General features: G+C 70.8%; 12 protein-coding genes. 7 read left to right on the top strand and 5 right to left on the bottom strand.

The window, feature by feature from the left end:
• Positions 1 to 3 precede the first annotated feature (3 nt).
• From RIC31_RS15965 to RIC31_RS15955, 3 genes are all read left to right on the top strand, one after another.
• Complete coding sequence (locus RIC31_RS15965) at positions 4 to 414, top strand: ExbD/TolR family protein (protein WP_350109652.1); 411 nt, start codon at positions 4 to 6, stop codon at positions 412 to 414.
• Positions 411 to 1,430 (top strand): energy transducer TonB family protein, encoded by a 1,020-nt coding sequence (locus RIC31_RS15960; protein ID WP_350109649.1) that lies wholly within the window; start codon positions 411 to 413, stop codon positions 1,428 to 1,430. Before RIC31_RS15965 ends, RIC31_RS15960 begins: the two co-directional genes overlap by 4 nt.
• Positions 1,431 to 1,842: 412 nt before the next feature.
• A complete protein-coding gene (locus RIC31_RS15955; protein ID WP_350109646.1) occupies positions 1,843 to 3,771 on the top strand; it encodes an acyl CoA:acetate/3-ketoacid CoA transferase in 1,929 nt (642 codons plus the stop codon).
• A 205-nt stretch (positions 3,772 to 3,976) separates the two neighbouring features.
• Here the strand turns inward: RIC31_RS15955 and RIC31_RS15950 are convergent, their stop codons facing one another.
• Entirely contained in the window at positions 3,977 to 5,236 is a 1,260-nt protein-coding gene (locus RIC31_RS15950; RefSeq protein WP_350109643.1) for a serine hydrolase domain-containing protein, read from the bottom strand.
• A 95-nt stretch (positions 5,237 to 5,331) separates the two neighbouring features.
• The gene (locus RIC31_RS15945) at positions 5,332 to 5,796 is read right to left on the bottom strand and encodes a GNAT family N-acetyltransferase (RefSeq protein ID WP_350109640.1); all 465 of its coding nucleotides are present in this window, start codon (positions 5,794 to 5,796) and stop codon (positions 5,332 to 5,334) included.
• A 293-nt stretch (positions 5,797 to 6,089) separates the two neighbouring features.
• Here RIC31_RS15945 and RIC31_RS15940 point away from each other — a divergent pair, with 293 nt between their 5' ends.
• On the top strand, positions 6,090 to 7,100 hold the full coding sequence (locus tag RIC31_RS15940) for an HNH endonuclease (protein WP_350109636.1): 1,011 nt from the start codon (positions 6,090 to 6,092) through the stop codon (positions 7,098 to 7,100).
• Positions 7,101 to 7,147: 47 nt separating this feature from the next.
• Here the strand turns inward: RIC31_RS15940 and RIC31_RS15935 are convergent, their stop codons facing one another.
• Both RIC31_RS15935 and RIC31_RS15930 read right to left on the bottom strand, forming a co-directional pair.
• Complete coding sequence (locus tag RIC31_RS15935) at positions 7,148 to 9,184, bottom strand: oxidoreductase (RefSeq protein ID WP_350109633.1); 2,037 nt, start codon at positions 9,182 to 9,184, stop codon at positions 7,148 to 7,150.
• Positions 9,185 to 9,223: 39 nt separating this feature from the next.
• Positions 9,224 to 10,780, bottom strand: coding sequence for a trimethylamine methyltransferase family protein (locus tag RIC31_RS15930; protein WP_350109630.1), 1,557 nt, complete (start codon positions 10,778 to 10,780; stop codon positions 9,224 to 9,226).
• Between the two features lie 95 nt (positions 10,781 to 10,875).
• On the opposite strand from RIC31_RS15930, the gene RIC31_RS15925 reads away from it, so the two are divergent.
• Both RIC31_RS15925 and RIC31_RS15920 read left to right on the top strand, forming a co-directional pair.
• On the top strand, positions 10,876 to 11,784 hold the full coding sequence (locus tag RIC31_RS15925; protein ID WP_350109627.1) for a LysR substrate-binding domain-containing protein: 909 nt from the start codon (positions 10,876 to 10,878) through the stop codon (positions 11,782 to 11,784).
• Positions 11,785 to 11,936: 152 nt separating this feature from the next.
• Complete coding sequence (locus tag RIC31_RS15920) at positions 11,937 to 12,692, top strand: class I SAM-dependent methyltransferase (protein ID WP_350109623.1); 756 nt, start codon at positions 11,937 to 11,939, stop codon at positions 12,690 to 12,692.
• Positions 12,693 to 12,854: 162 nt separating this feature from the next.
• Here RIC31_RS15920 and RIC31_RS15915 read toward each other — a convergent pair whose 3' ends face one another.
• Entirely contained in the window at positions 12,855 to 13,781 is a 927-nt protein-coding gene (locus RIC31_RS15915) for an aminotransferase class IV (RefSeq protein WP_350109620.1), read from the bottom strand.
• Between the two features lie 113 nt (positions 13,782 to 13,894).
• Here RIC31_RS15915 and RIC31_RS15910 point away from each other — a divergent pair, with 113 nt between their 5' ends.
• Complete coding sequence (locus RIC31_RS15910; protein ID WP_350109617.1) at positions 13,895 to 14,701, top strand: potassium channel family protein; 807 nt, start codon at positions 13,895 to 13,897, stop codon at positions 14,699 to 14,701.
• The last annotated feature ends 16 nt before the right edge of the window (positions 14,702 to 14,717 follow it).

Genomic DNA, 14,717 nt, shown 5'->3' with positions numbered 1-14,717 from the left:
ACCATGAGACTGGAGCGCCCGCGGACCGGCGGGTCCGGCAACGAGGACGACCGCATCCTGCCGCTGATCAACGTGGTGTTCCTGCTCCTGATCTTCTTCATGGTGGTGGGCAGCCTGTCGGCCACCGATCCGTTCGCCATCGAGCCGCCGCGCTCGGCCAATGGCGAGGCCGGCGATCCGAAGGACATCGTGCTGCTGATCGGCGCCGACGGCCGGCTGGCGCTCGACGGCGCGGCGGTCGAATCCGCCGGGCTGCCGGCGGCGATCGCCCGGCGGCTGGAGGACGCGCCGCATCCGGAGGTCCACGTGAAGGCCGACGGCGGCGCCGAGGCGGCCGCGGTGGTCGCGGTCATGGAGACCCTGCGCGAGGCCGGGGTCGAGCGGGTGCGGCTGATGACGGTGCCCGAGGGATGACCGAGGTCCGGACACGCCACTGGACGATGGCCGGGACCGCGGCCCTCGGCCTGCACGCGGCGGTCGCGATGTGGGTCCTGCAGTCGCCGAGCCCGCCGGCCGCAAGCCCGGGCGGTGGCGGCAGCGTCCAGGTCATGCTGGCGCCGGCCGCCGGCCCGTCGGCCGCACCGTCGCCGGTCGGGCCGCGGCAGGACGCCCGGCAGGTCACGACCGCGGCGGTCGCGCCGACCGCGCCGACCGCGCCGCCGGTCGAGACGGTTGCCCGGCCGACGGCCGAGGCGGTCGAGGCCCCGAAGGCCGAGGTGGTGCCGGAGACCGTGCCGCCGGTCACCCCGCCGCCGACGCCGCTGGTCGAGACGGTCCCGGCGCCGCAGCCGGAGCGGCCCGAGCCGGTGGTTCCGCCGAAGCCGGATGTGGTGCCTACCGTGATGCCCGAGCCGCAGGCTGCAAGGCCACCCGAGCCCGAGCAGGTATCGGCCGAGGAGGTGAGACCGCCGCCGGTGCCGCAGCCGCGGCCCGAGGTACCGAAGCGCGAGGTCGCGCGGGCGGAGCCGCCGCCTGTCCGCAAGCCGTCGGTGGAGGCGGTGCAGGCTGCCGAGGCCCCGCCGCCAACCGCTGCCGCCTCGGCTTCCGCCGAGACCACGGGCCGGGCCAGCAGCCAGTCGGCCGGCGGTCAGCCGTCACCGCGCGCCGAGCCGGGCACGGCCGCGCAGGCTGCGGCACCGGGCGGCGCCGCCGACTACATGAGCCAGCTGCGGGCCTGGCTGGAGCGCCACAAGGACTATCCGCACCAGGCCCGACGCCGGCGGATCGAGGGGACCGCGATGCTGGTGTTCGTGATGGACCGCGCCGGCCGGGTGATCTCGCACCGGATCGCCCGCAGCGCCGGCGACGCGTCGCTCGATCGGGCCGTGGTCGAGATGATCGAGCGCGCCGCGCCGCTGCCGCCGCTGCCGGAGAGCTTCCCTCAGGCCCGGCTCGAGGTCCGGGTGCCGGTGCAGTTCCTGCTGCGGTAGATCCGGCCGCTCTGCCGCCCGTCGCGTCGTCTATGGTGTTCACACATCGCGAAAACGTCAGCTTCTTGAAGTATTTGGCAGTGCCCGTCACGCAGTGGATCCCGGAGCCGGCTGCTCGCGCAGCCCCTCCGGGATGACGAAGTGAGGGGTGGATCCGGGAGGGAAGCCGGCCAAATCCTGCCCACCTTCGTCATTCCGGAGGGGACGCGCGAGCGTCCGGCTCCGGAACCCACCCGCCGCCGCGAGATATGTGAATCCCATAGATGGTGTGACGGGCTCCCGGCGGGTGACCGACCGGCATCGGATCGATGGTCATGCGGCCTGGCACGTCTGCGTCTACGATGGCGCCGGACGCGGCAAAATGGCGTAGCCTTGCGGCGTGGAGACGCGACCGGGCAGCGCCGAGGCGGGGATGAAGAACAAGGTCACGACCATCGAGGACGCGGTCGCCGTCGTGCGGTCCGGCGATACCCTGGCGACCTCCGGCTTCGTCGGCATCGGCACGCCCGAGGGGCTGCTGGCGGCGCTCGAGGACCGCTTCGTCGACACCGGCGAGCCGCGCGACCTGACGCTGCTGTTCGCCGCCGGCCAGGGCGACGGCAAGGACCGCGGGCTCAACCATCTCGGCCATGACGGCCTGCTGAAGCGCGTCGTCGGCGGCCATTTCGGGCTGGTGCCGAAGATCGGCCGGCTGGCGCTGGAGAACCGGATCGAGGCCTACAACCTGCCGCAGGGCTGCATCTCGCACCTGTACCGCGACATCGCCGCGAAGCGGCCGGGCACGCTCAGCAAGATCGGCATCGGCACCTTCGTCGACCCGCGCCTCGGCGGCGGCAAGATCAACGAGGTTACGAAGGACGACCTGGTCAGCCTGGTCGAGATCGACGGCCAGGAGTGGCTGCTGTACCGCGCCATGCCGGTCCACGTCGCCTTCCTGCGCGGCACCACCGCCGATCCCGGCGGCAACGTCACCATGGAGCGCGAGGCCCTGACCCTGGACAACCTGGCGATGGCGATGGCGGCCCGGGCGTCCGGCGGCATCGTGGTCGTGCAGGTCGAGCGGCTGGCCCGCGACGGGTCGCTGAAGGCGCGCGACGTCGTCATCCCGGGGCCGCTGGTCGACTGTGTCGTGGTCGCCGAGCCGGAGCATCACCACCAGACCTACGCGACGGTCTACAACCCGGCCTATTCCGGCGAGATCCAGGTGCCGCTCGACGGCCTCGCCCGGATGCCGCTGGACGCCCGCAAGGTGATCGCCCGGCGCTGCGCCCTGGAACTGCCGGTGAACGGCGTCGTCAACCTCGGCATCGGCATGCCCGAGGGCGTCGCCGCGGTGGCCAACGAGGAGCGCCTGCTCGACCTGATCACCCTGACCGCCGAGCCCGGCGTGATCGGCGGCATGCCGGCGAGCGGCCTCGACTTCGGCGCCGCGGTCAACACCGAGGCGGTGATCGACCAGAATCAGCAGTTCGACTTCTACGACGGCGGCGGCCTCGACATGGCCTGCCTCGGCATGGCCGAGTGCGATGGCGACGGCAACGTGAATGTCAGCCGCTTCGGCCCCAGGCTGGCCGGCGCCGGCGGCTTCATCAACATCTCGCAGAGCGCGCGCAAGGTGGTGTTCGCCGGCACCTTCACCGCCGGCGGGCTCGACGTCGAGGTCGGGGACGGGCGGCTGGCGGTCCGCCGGGAAGGGCGGGCGGCCAAGTTCGCCGCCGCGGTCGAGCAGGTCACGTTCTCCGGTCGCCGGGCGCTGGAGGTCGGCCAGACCGTGCTCTACGTCACCGAACGCTGCGTGTTCACGCTGGACCGCAACGGGCTGCGGCTGGCCGAGATCGCGCCCGGCGTCGACCTCGAGCGCGATATCCTCGCCCACATGGCGTTCCGGCCGGTCGTCGACGCCCTGAAGCCAATGGACGCACGGCTGTTCGAGGACCGGCCGATGGAGCTGCGCGAGCGGCTGCTCGACCTCGACCTGACCGACCGCGTCGGCTACGACCCGGAGCGCAACATCCTGTTCCTGAACTTCGAGAACCTGCATGTCCGGCGGCTGGAGGACGTGGAGGCGATCCGCACGGTGGTCGGCGAGCGCTGCCGGCAGATCGGCCGGCGGGTCGCCGTGGTCGTCAACTACGACCGGTTCCGCTTCGACGACGACGTCGCCGACGCCTATGTCGACATGGTCCGCAGCATGGAGGAGACCTGGTACACCCAGGTTTCGCGCTACACCACCAGCGCCTTCATGCGGCTCAAGCTCGGCCGCGCGCTGACCCGCCGGGTGGCGCCGCACATCTTCGAGACCCAGGCCGAGGCGCGCGCCTTCCTGCAGGACCGGGAGTAGCGCCGGCCGCCTGAACCGCCGGCGCCCGTCGCATCGTGGGTTCCGGAGCCCGCTTCGCGTCTCCGGAATGACGGAAAAGGAGATGGCTGGCTGGCCATCCCCTTTCGTCATCCCGGAGGGGTCGCGTCAGCGACCGGCTCCGGGACCCACCCGCCGCCTCTCTTTCATCCTGAGGTGCCGCCGCGCAAGCGGGGGCCTCGAAGGGTCAGTCGACCAGCGCCTGATACGCCAGGTTGCGCAGCTCGCGGCGGATCGGCCAGGACGAGGACGGCACCAGTTGGGTGACGACGATCGCCGAGATGCCCTCGGTCCGGTCGATCCAGAACCCGGTGCTGGCCAGGCCGCCCCAGGCGAACTCGCCTTCGCTGCCCAGCACCTGGGCGCGCGCCGGGTCCAGCAGGATCGAGCCGCCGAGTCCGAAGCCCATGCCGACCATCGGCATCTCCGAGAAGGTCTCGACCCCCATCGAGGCGATGTCGCCGGGCAGGTGGTTGGTCATCATCAGGTCGACGGTCTTGCGGCCCAGCACCCGGGCGCCGCCGAGCGCGCCGCCGCGCCGCAGCATCTCGGTGAACCGCAGGTAGTCGGGGATGGTCGAGACCAGCCCGCCGCCGCCGGACAGGATCGCCGGGGTGCCGGCGAACCGGCTGTCGCCGCCGCCGTCGATCCGCTTCATCAGGGTGGAGGCGGTCTTCTCGTAGCAGGCGACCATGCGGCCGGTCTTGTCGGCCGGCACCCCGAAGGCGGTGTCGACCATGCCGAGGGGGCCGAGGATGCGCTCCTGGAACACCCGGTCGAGCGGCTGGCCGGCGACCACCTCGACCACCCGGCCGAGCACGTCGGTGGCGACCGAGTAGGTCCACTTGGTGCCGGGCTGGAAACACAGCGGCACCGACGCCGCCGCCACCGCCATCTCGGCCAGGCTGCCCTTGGCGGCGCCGAAGTTGACGGGCGTCTTGCGGTAGGCCTCGCCGACCGGGCCGGGGTCGAACAGCCCGTAGGTCAGCCCGGCCGAATGGGTCATCAGGTGGCGCACCGTCACCGGCGTCGCCTGCGGCTCGGTCGTCATGTCGCCGTAGGGGCCGGAGACGTAGACCCTGGTGTCGGCGAATTCCGGGATGAACTTCGCCACCGGGTCGTCGAGCTGCAGCAGGCCCTCCTCCAGCAGGGTCATGGCGGCCACCGTCGTGACCGGCTTGGTCATCGAGTAGAAGCGCGCGATGTGGTCGACCGGCGGGGTGGGGGCGGCGTTCTCCGGGTCGCCGCTGCCGCAGGCGTCGAGGAACGCGATCTCGCCGTCGCGGGCGATCAGGGTGGTCAGGTAGGGCAGCTTGCCGGCGTCGACATAGCGCCGCATCCAGGCCGAGATCCGGGCCAGCCGTTCGGGCGCGAAGCCGAGGGCCAGCGGATCGGCGGTGCGGTCGGCGAACGGGGCGAGCGACGGGTGCGAGGCGAGCGGGGTCATGGCGGGGTCCGGGAATGGTCGTCAGGGCATATGACGAGTCGTAGCGCGGATAGGCGGAGAGGGCGAGGGGCAGAGAGGGCGATAGGCGGCGGCGCTCAGGCCGGCTGCGACTGCTGCTCGGGGTGGCGGGCGACATAGGCGACGCGGCGGCCGGCCTCGAAGCCGCGTGCCACGTAGAAGGCGTGCACGCGCGGATCGGCCCGCCCGCTCTGCATCAGCACGTGGTGGCAGTCGGCGGCCCAGGCGTGTGCCAGCGCCGCCTCGACCACCGCCGTGCCGTATCCGCGGCCCTGCAGCTCGGGGTGTGTGGCGACGTTTTCAAGGAAGGCGTGGGACCGCCCGCCGCGCAGCAGGTTGGGGGCGGTGACCAGCATGCAGCTGGCGGCGATGCGGTCGTCGTGGTCGGTAACGAACACCGCCGCGCCGGGATGCGCCAGGGTCTCCCGCCAGATCCGCGCGGCCCGCTCCGGCGGCTGCGCCGCGGCGCTGACCTCGGTGGCCGCGTACAGCGCCAGCAGGCCCGGAAGATCCTCGGCGCGGGCAGGACGGGCGACGGGCACGGCGGCCTCCGGAGGGGTCACGGGGAGCCCGGTTCCTAGCGCGGAATGGCGCCGTTGGCGAGAAAACCCGTCCCGGTTGTCGGCAGCCGCGTCGCTCGTTCATCCTCCGGGTGCGCAACGCCGGAACAGCGAGGCCGGATGACGAGGTATTCCCTTCGTTGTTGTCGAAGTGCCGACCATCTCCAGAGTCCGCCGACGCTCTCTGTCAACACCGTCTTCGACGGTGCTATGCTACGGTCCCGTCCTACGGTAAGGAATGAAGAATAGTCCCGTCCCCACGATAACGCTCCCAAATGCCGCGCTACCGGTGGGTCAATCACAAGCAGACCTTTCGTCAGGAAATTGACGGCACTTACCTGTGGTCGCCGAAGCGCAAGGCAAATGGCGCCCGGAACGTCTTCTACGAAAACATGCGCGCCGCTGTGCCTGGCGACCTGGTGCTCTCCTTCGCTGACGGCCTGATCCGTCATGTGGGCCGTGTGGCGGAATTCGCGTTTACCGCACCGAAGCCGGAGGAGTTCGGCAGCACTGGCGGCTACTGGAGCGCGGTCGGATGGCTGTTGCCGGTCTATTGGGTCACGCTTGCCAACCCGGTACGGCCGCGCGACCTGATCGCGACCCTCGGCCCGCTACTACCGGGCAAGTATTCGCCGATCAGTCCGACCACCGGCTACGGTCTGCAGAGTGCCTATCTGGCGGAGATCCCTCAATCGGTGTTCGATATCATTGTCGGGGCGGGATCCGCGGTCGGATCGGCAGCCTACGACGTCGACGCTCTCCGGCGGGGCGGGGCCAACAGTCTGTCCTACAGTGTGGTCAGCGAGGAGATGGACGACGCGGTTGAGAAGCGGGTCGCCGCTGACCTCACACTCGATGACACGACGCGCAGGACTGTGATCCAGGCCCGGCGCGGCCAGGGCCGGTTTCGCGACAACGTACACGCGGTCGAGCGCGTCTGCCGATTGACGGGGATCACCAACCCTACCTTGCTGATCGCCAGCCACATCAAGCCCTGGCGACTCTGCGAGACGGCGGCCGAACGGCTCGACGGCATGAACGGACTGATGCTCACCCCTGATGCTGATCTGCTGTTCGATCGCGGCTTCGTCACCTTCCATGACGACGGACGGCCCGAGGTGTCCAAGCGGTTCAACCAGCGCGATCTGGAACGGCTCGGCCTCGGCGGGGCGACGCCAGGGGTGTTTGGACTATCGGAGGCGCAGGCGCCGTACGTGGCGAGCGGTCTTCGAGCGGAGCAGTGCGCCTACATGGATTATCACCGCAGGGCAGTGTTCGTGGCGTGAGACGGTGGGGGCATCTGAACGGGAAAGCCCGCCGACCAAGCCCCCCCTCACACCGCCACGCACAGCCGCAGCGCGTCGTAGATCGCCGCGTGCACGTTGCGTGACGCCACCGCGTCGCCGATCCGGAACAGCTGGAACCGGCCGTCGGGATTGCGCGTCGCGGCTTGCGGGCGGACGTCGATCAGGGCGGCGTGGTCGACCTCGCCGCCGTTGCGGCTCAGCGGCCTGAGGTCGAAATACAGGTCGTCGAGCGGCAGGGTGCCGTGCTCGACCACCAGCATGTCGACCTCGCGCTCGTCGACCCGTTCGCCGTAGTCCGAGCCGATCGCGGCCACCAGGGCGTTGCCGGACCGGCGCACCCCCAGCACCCGCTTGTTGATGGTGATCCGCACGCCGTGGCGGTCGAAGGCGCGGGCGTAGGCGACGTGGTTCAGGCCGCCGATGTCGGCCGCGAAGAACCGCTCGGGCGTGACGATCTCGACGCTGCAGCCGGCGTCGGCGATCGCCTCGGCGGCGGTCAGCCCGGGATGGGCGGCGTTGTCGTCGTAGACCAGCACCCGCCCGGCCGGCTTCACGTCGCCCGCCAGGATGTCCCAGGTGCTGACCGCCAGCTCGGCACCCTCGACGATGCCGGTGTTCGGCAGCCCACCGGTGGCGATGATCACCACGTCGGGCTCCAGCGCCAGCACGTCGGCGGCCTCGGCATAGCTGTTGAACCGCATATCGACGCCGGCGCGCTCGCACATGGCGACCCTCCAGTCGACGATGCCGATCAGCTCGCGTCGGCGCGGCAGCCGGGACGCCAGGCGCACCTGGCCGCCGGCCTCGGGCGCGGCTTCCAGCAGGGTGACCGCGTGGCCGCGCCCGGCCGAGACCCGCGCCGCCTCCAGGCCGGCCGGGCCGGCGCCGATCACCACCACGCGCCGGGGCGGCCCGTCGGCTCGCGTGATCACATGCGGCATGCTGCGCTCGCGCCCGGTCGCGGGGTTGTGGATGCACAGCGCCTCGTGGCCCTCGTAGATCCGGTCCAGGCAGTAGGTGGCGCCGACGCAGGGCCGGATCTCGTCCTCGCGGCCCTCGCTGATCTTGCGCACGATATGCGGGTCGGCGATGTGCGCCCGGGTCATGCCGACCATGTCGAGCTTGCCCTCGGCAATCGCGTGGCGGGCGGTGGCGACGTCGGCTATGCGGGCGGCGTGCAGGATCGGGAATTTCGTCTCGGCCCGGACCTCGCCGCAGAAATCCAGGTGCGGGGCGGAGCGCATGCCCTGGATCGGGATGACCTCGGCCAGCGCCGCGTCGGTCTCGATATGGCCGCGGATCAGGTTCAGGAAGTCGACCTGGCCCGACGCCACCAGCCGGCGGGCGATCTCGACTCCCTCCTCGCGGGTCAGGCCCTTGTCCCAGTCCTCGTCGGCGACCATGCGCAGGCCGACGATGAAGTCCGGCCCGACCCGGGCGCGGATCGCGTCCAGCACCCGCCAGGTGAAGCGCAGCCGGTTGTCGAGGCTGCCGTTGTACTCGTCCGCGCGAAGGTTGGTGGCCGGCGACCAGAAGCCGTCCAGCAGGTGGCCGTAGGCCTCGATCTCGATGCCGTCCAGGCCGCCCGCCCGCATCCGCTCGGCGGTGTCGGCGTAGTCCGCGACGATGCGGTCCAGGTCCCAGTCCTCGGCGGTCTTCGGGAACGACCGGTGGGCCGGCTCGCGGATCGGCGACGGCGCCAACACCGGCAGCCAGTCGGCCTTGTTCCAGTTGGTGCGGCGGCCGAGATGGGTGATCTGCATCATCACCGCGGTGCCGTGCTCGTGGCAGGCATCGGCCAGCTCGCGCAGCCACGGCACGATCTCGTCCTTGTAGGCGTGCAGGTTGCCGAACGCCGCCGGGCTGTCGCGGCTGACGATCGCCGAGCCGGCGGTCATGGTCAGCGCGATGCCGCCCTTGGCCTTCTCGGCGTGGTACAGCCGGTAACGCTCCTTCGGCAGCCCGTCCTCGGAATAGGCCGGCTCGTGCGCGGTCGACATGATGCGGTTGCGCAGGGTCAGGTGCTTCAGGCGGTAGGGCTGCAGCAGCGGGTCGTCGGCCATGCGGTGCACTCCCGGGCGGATCACGTCAGGGCTGGGTCCTCAATACCACGCGTCAGGCATCGAGCCCTTGCGGCGGGCCACGAAGTCGCGGAGCGCCTCGTCGACCGCCGGGTCCAGCGGCGGGTCCCCGGTCTCGGCCAGGGTCTTCTTCCAGCGCCGGTTGGCCCGGATCATGGAGTCCTCGGAGCCGGATTCGCTCCACTGCTCGAAGGTGTTGTTGTCCGACAGCTCGGAATCCCAGAACGCGGTCTCGTAGTTCGCCATGGTGTGGGCGCAGCCGAAGAAGTGGTTGCCGGGCCCGACCTCGCGGAAGGCGTCGAGCGCCAGGGTCTCGTCGTCGACCGCCAGCCCGCCCAGGTAGGTGTGCAGGGCGCCGCAGTAGTCGGCGTCGAGCACGAACTTCTCGTAGGACATCGACAGCAGGCCGTCGAGGAAGCCGGCGGCGTGCAGGATGTAGTTGGCGCCGCACTGCACGGCGGCGTGCATGGAGGTGACGCTCTCCATCATCGACTGGGCGTCGGGCAGCTTGGAGGTGGTGAAGGCGCCCGAGCAGCGCAGCGGCAGCCCGGCCCGTCGCGCCAGCTGGCCGACCGCCAGCGAGCCGAGCGCCGGCTCCGGCGTGCCGAAGGTCGGCGAGCCGGATCGCAGCGACATCGAGGACAGGAAGTTGCCGTAGATGGTCGGGGCGCCCGGCCGCTCCAGCTGGCTCAGCGCGCAGCCGACCAGGGTCTCGGCATGGGCCTGGGCGATGGCGCCGGCACTGGTCACCGGCCCCATGGCGCCGCCCAGGATGAACGGGACGACGATCGTGCCCTGGTTGGCCCGGGCATAGGCTCGCATGCCGCGGGTCATGGTGGCGTCCCAGACCAGCGGCGAGTTGACGTTGAAGTTGCCCATGACCGCGCAGTTGGCGTCGACGAAATCGGCGCCGAACAGGATCCGGGTCATCTCCACCGAGTCCTCGACCCGCGACTCCGCCGTGACCGAGCCGAGATAGGCCTTGTCGGAGTGCCTGATGTGCGCAAGGACCATGTCCAGGTGGCGCTTGTTCACCGGGACGTCGGTCGGCTCGCACACCGTGCCGCCGGAGTGGTGCAGCCAGGGCGAGGCGTAGGCCAGCCGCACGAAGTTCCGGAAGTCCTGCATGGTGCCGTAGCGCCGGCCCTGGTCCAGGTCCATGACGAAGGGTGAGCCGTAGGCCGGCGCGAACACCACCGCGTCGCCGCCGATCCTGACCGACCGGGCCGGGTTGCGGGCGTGGTGCACGAACTCGGCCGGCGCGGTCCTCAGGACCTCGGCCAGCAGGCCGCGCGGGAATCGCACCCGCTCGCCCGCGACCTCGGCGCCGGCCCGGCGCCACAGCTCGATCGAGCGGTCGTCGCCGCCGCGGAAGTCGATGCCGATCTCCTCGAGGATCCGGTCGGCGGTGTCCTCGATGCGGGCCAGCGCCTCGTCCGACAGCAGCTCGTAGGTCGGGATCCGGCGGGTGATGTAGGCGGGGGCGGCGGGGCCGCGGCGCTCGGCCCGGCGGTCGCGGCGGCGGCCGGCGCGGGGTTGCGGGCCGGCGTCCCCGGCGTGCGGCATGACGGTAGTCATGGCGAGCCCTCCCTGGTGGCTTCGGGAAAAGCGTAAGCGACGCCGGGGGTCGCTGTGACGATGGAAAATACTGGCCCGTCAGATAATCTCCGCTTATGGCAACCCTGCGCTCCCTGCTGCCGTCGGCGAATGCCCTGATCGTGTTCGAGGCGGCGGGAAGGCTGGGCAGTTTCACCCGGGCGGCGGAAGAGCTCGGCATCAGCCAGGCGGCGGTCAGTTTCGCGATCCGCAAGATGGAGGACGAGCTGGGCACGCCGCTGTTCCGGCGCCGGCACCGCTCGGTCGAGCTGACCGAGGCCGGCCGGCGGTTCCACCCGGACGTGGCGCTCGGCCTGACGCATATCCGCAAGGCGGCGGAGGACCTGACCGCCGCCCGGCCCGACCGCCACGTCACCCTGTCGGCGTCCACCACCTTCGCCAGCTTCTGGATGCTGCCGCGGCTCGCCCGGTTCCGCGCCGACCTGCCCGACATCGACCTGCGCATCCAGACCTCGGACCGCGATCTCGACCTCACCAGCGAGGGGCTGCCGCTCGGCATCCGGCTCGGCAGGGCGCGGTCCTGGCCCGGCTGCGAGTCGGCGGTGCTGATCGAGGAGGCGATCACGCCGATCGTCGCCCCGGCCTATATCGAGCAGTACGGCCGCCCGGCCATGGCCGCCGACATCGCCGGGCACCGGCTGATCCACCTGGAGGAGCCGTTCCGGCCGCGCGCCACCTGGGAGGACTGGTTCGCCGACCTCGGCCTGCCGCCGCCGTCGCGCGCCAAGGGCCTGCTGATCAACGACTACGTGCTGGTCGTGCAGGCGGTGCTGGGCGGCCAGGGCATCGCGCTCGGCTGGCGCTACGTGACCGACCGGATGGTCGCCGACGGCCTGCTGGAATATCCCAGCGACCACGTGCTGCGCACCGGCCGGGCCTTCCACGTGGTCTGGCCGGCCGGTCGCGAGATCGGGGAGAATGCACGGCGGGTCCGCGACTGGCTGCTGTCGGGGGTGGAGGCGTGAGGGGGCGTCCGACGTCTCGGCGGCGGGTGGGTTCCGGATGCCTGCCGCCTGTGGCGGCCTGCTCCGGAATGACGAAAGGAAGTGGGGAGCGACGCGGCTCCTCCCCTTCGTCATTCCGGACGGGGACCAGGCATGCGCAACGGAGCAGGCACATGAACGACCTCGACCTTCTCATCGACCTGCATCGGGATGCCGAACGTCAGGGGCCCGGCGGGGACGAAGAGACACGCCTCGCCGTGACGCTCTCGGGCCTGAGGACGCTAAAGGGCCTGAAGATCGCCGACATCGGTTGCGGAACCGGCGCGTCGACGCTGGTTCTTGCTGAAGAGCTCGATGCGCAGGTCAGCGGCGTCGATCTCCTGCCGAGTTTCCTCGGACGGCTCGACACTGCGGCGGAACGGCGGAATCTCGGCGAACGGGTCGCGACGCTCGCCGCCTCGATGGATGCGCTTCCGTTCGAAGATCGATCCTTCGATGCGATCTGGTCCGAAGGCGCGATCTACAACATGGGCTTCCAGCACGGGATCAGGGCGTGGAGACGCTTCCTGAAACCCGGGGGCGTACTGGCGGTCTCCGATCTCACCTGGCTCACGCGCGACCGGCCCGCCGAACTCGAGCGGCACTGGCTGCGTGAATACGCCGGGGTCGCCACGGCGTCGGCCAAGATGGCCGATCTGGAGGCGAACGGTTACGCGCCCATCGGATACTTCGCGCTGTCGGAGCGATGCTGGTTGCAGAACTACTACCGTCCGATGCAGGCGAGGTTTTCCCGCTTCCTCTCGCGCCACGGTCACTCCGAAGCTGCGCAGGCGATCGTCGAGGCGGAGAAAGGCGAGATCGCCCTCTACGAACGCTTCTCCGCGTATTACAGCTACGGGTATTTCGTGGCGAGACGAGCCCAGGATTGAGTGCCTGCCGCCTGTGGCGGCCTGCTCCGGAATGACGAAAGGAAGTGGGGAGCGACGCGGCTCCTCCCCTTCGTCATTCCGGACGGGCGCGCCGCCGTGGCGCGATCGAGTCGGAACCCACGGGGTGACGGGCGTCGCAAGCGCGCCGGGAAACCGGTTGCCCTACGCCGTGTCGCGTGCCACCAGCGCCTTGTACAGCCCCCGGATCCGCCGGGTGACCGGGCCCGGGGCGCCGTCGCCGATGGCGCGGCCGTCGATCTCCGCCACCCGGGTCTGGCCGCCGAAGGTGCCGGTGATGAAGGCCTCGTCGGCGCCGTAGGTGTCGACCAGCGAGAAGTTGCGCTCGAAGGCCGGGATGCCGTCGGCGCGGCAGACCTCGATCACCTTCCTGCGGGTGATGCCGTTCATGCAGTAGTCGCCGGTCGAGGTCCACACCTCGCCCCTGCGGACGATGAAGAAATTGCAGGAGTTGGTGGTGTTGACGAAGCCGTGCGGGTCCAGCATCAGCGCCTCGTCGGCGCCGGCCTTGATGGCGTGGATGCCGGCCAGGATGCAGTTCAGCTTGGAATGCGAGTTGAGCTTCGGGTCCTGGGTGACCGGCAGGCCGCGCACGATCGGCACGGTGTGCAGGCGCAGGCCCCGGTCGGCGGTGTCGGCGCTGGGCGCCGAGTGCTCCATGATGATCACGACGGTCGGCCCGGTACGCGACAGCCGCGGATCCTGGAACGGCTTGGCCTTGACGCCGCGGGTCACCATCAGCCGGGCATGGGCGTTGTCGCGCATGGCGTTGGCGGCGGCGGTGGCGTCGAGGGCGTCCTTCAGCTCGGCCGCGGACTTGCCGATGTCCAGGTCGATCGCCTTGGCGGCCTCGAACAGCCGGTCCAGGTGCTCCCCCAGGAACGCCCATCGGCCGTTGTACAGGCGCAGCCCCTCCCACACCCCGTCGCCCAGCATGAAGCCGGCGTCGTAGACCGACACCACCGCCTGGCTGCGGTGCACGATGCTGCCGTCGACGTACAGCATCAGGTCGGCGTTGCGCGGGTCGTCCTCGGCGTCGTGGGTCGAGCGCTGGTTCGGGTCGGCGGGCATCGGTCGGGCCTCGTGGCGGTGGCGGCGGTGGGACGCTACGGTAGCCCGAGACGGGCGGAACGTGTCGACCCCGGACGGGTTGGCATCGGGACGACGACAGCCGGGGCGGGGCCATGGTCAAGAAGGACGAGCGCGCGGGAGCCGGCAGGGTCGGGGCGGCGCGGCAGGCCGTCCGGGAGCTGTACGAAGGCGGCGGCCGGCGGGCCCAGGCGTTCCGCTACGGCGTGCTGGCGCTCGATCTCGCGACGCTGCTGTACATCGTCGGGACCTCCTTCCTGGAGGCCGACGGGCTGACGCGGGTCGTCGACCCGGTGCTGGGGGTCGTGTTTCTCGCCGACCTGCTGGCCCGGCTGTGGATCGTTCGCCGGCCGTTCGCCATGCTGGCCAGCCCGATCGCGCTGGCGGAGCTGGCGGCCATCGTGTCGTTCCTGGCGCCGGTGCTGGGCGGGGCGGCGGGTTTCCTGCGGGTGCTCCGGACCGTGCGGCTGCTGCACGCCTACCAGATGCTGCGGCGGCTGCGCGCGGACCTGCCGGTGTTCCGCCGCCACGAGGACCTGCTGATGGCGATCATGCATCTGGGCGTCTTCATGTTCGTCACCACCGCCCTGGTCTACGAGTCCCAGGTCTCGCACAACGACGAGATCAACAACTACGTCGACGCGCTCTACTTCACGGTCGCCGCGTTGACGACGACCGGCTTCGGCGACATCACGCTCGAGGGTACCGGCGGCCATCTCCTCGCCGTCGTGATCATGATATTCGGGGTGACCCTGTTCCTGCGGCTGGCGCAGGTGCTGTTCCGCCCGGCGAAGGTCCGCCACGAGTGCGAGCATTGCGGCCTCAACCGCCACGAGGCGGACGCCGTGCACTGCAAGCACTGCGGGAACATCGTCCACCTCGACACCGAGGGCGCCGACTGAGGCGCCTCCTCCGGGT

The organism is Thalassobaculum sp., from assembly GCF_040219615.1.
Taxonomy (GTDB): Bacteria; Pseudomonadota; Alphaproteobacteria; order Thalassobaculales; family Thalassobaculaceae; genus Thalassobaculum_A.
Note: the sequence above shows the minus strand (reverse complement) of the source record. Positions and strands in the feature narration are given on the sequence as shown.

Excerpts from the sequence above, each read along its gene's own strand:
- RIC31_RS15915 (WP_350109620.1), bottom strand. The coding sequence starts at position 13,781 with ATGCCCGCCGACCCGAACCAGCGCTCGACCCACGACGCCGAGGACGAC.
- RIC31_RS15935 (WP_350109633.1), bottom strand. The coding sequence starts at position 9,184 with ATGGCCGACGACCCGCTGCTGCAGCCCTACCGCCTGAAGCACCTGACC.
- RIC31_RS15965 (WP_350109652.1), top strand. The coding sequence starts at position 4 with ATGAGACTGGAGCGCCCGCGGACCGGCGGGTCCGGCAACGAGGACGAC.
- RIC31_RS15930 (WP_350109630.1), bottom strand. The coding sequence starts at position 10,780 with ATGACTACCGTCATGCCGCACGCCGGGGACGCCGGCCCGCAACCCCGC.
- RIC31_RS15920 (WP_350109623.1), top strand. The coding sequence starts at position 11,937 with ATGAACGACCTCGACCTTCTCATCGACCTGCATCGGGATGCCGAACGT.
- RIC31_RS15910 (WP_350109617.1), top strand. The coding sequence starts at position 13,895 with ATGGTCAAGAAGGACGAGCGCGCGGGAGCCGGCAGGGTCGGGGCGGCG.
- RIC31_RS15925 (WP_350109627.1), top strand. The coding sequence starts at position 10,876 with ATGGCAACCCTGCGCTCCCTGCTGCCGTCGGCGAATGCCCTGATCGTG.
- RIC31_RS15950 (WP_350109643.1), bottom strand. The coding sequence starts at position 5,236 with ATGACCCCGCTCGCCTCGCACCCGTCGCTCGCCCCGTTCGCCGACCGC.
- RIC31_RS15940 (WP_350109636.1), top strand. The coding sequence starts at position 6,090 with ATGCCGCGCTACCGGTGGGTCAATCACAAGCAGACCTTTCGTCAGGAA.
- RIC31_RS15955 (WP_350109646.1), top strand. The coding sequence starts at position 1,843 with ATGAAGAACAAGGTCACGACCATCGAGGACGCGGTCGCCGTCGTGCGG.
- RIC31_RS15960 (WP_350109649.1), top strand. The coding sequence starts at position 411 with ATGACCGAGGTCCGGACACGCCACTGGACGATGGCCGGGACCGCGGCC.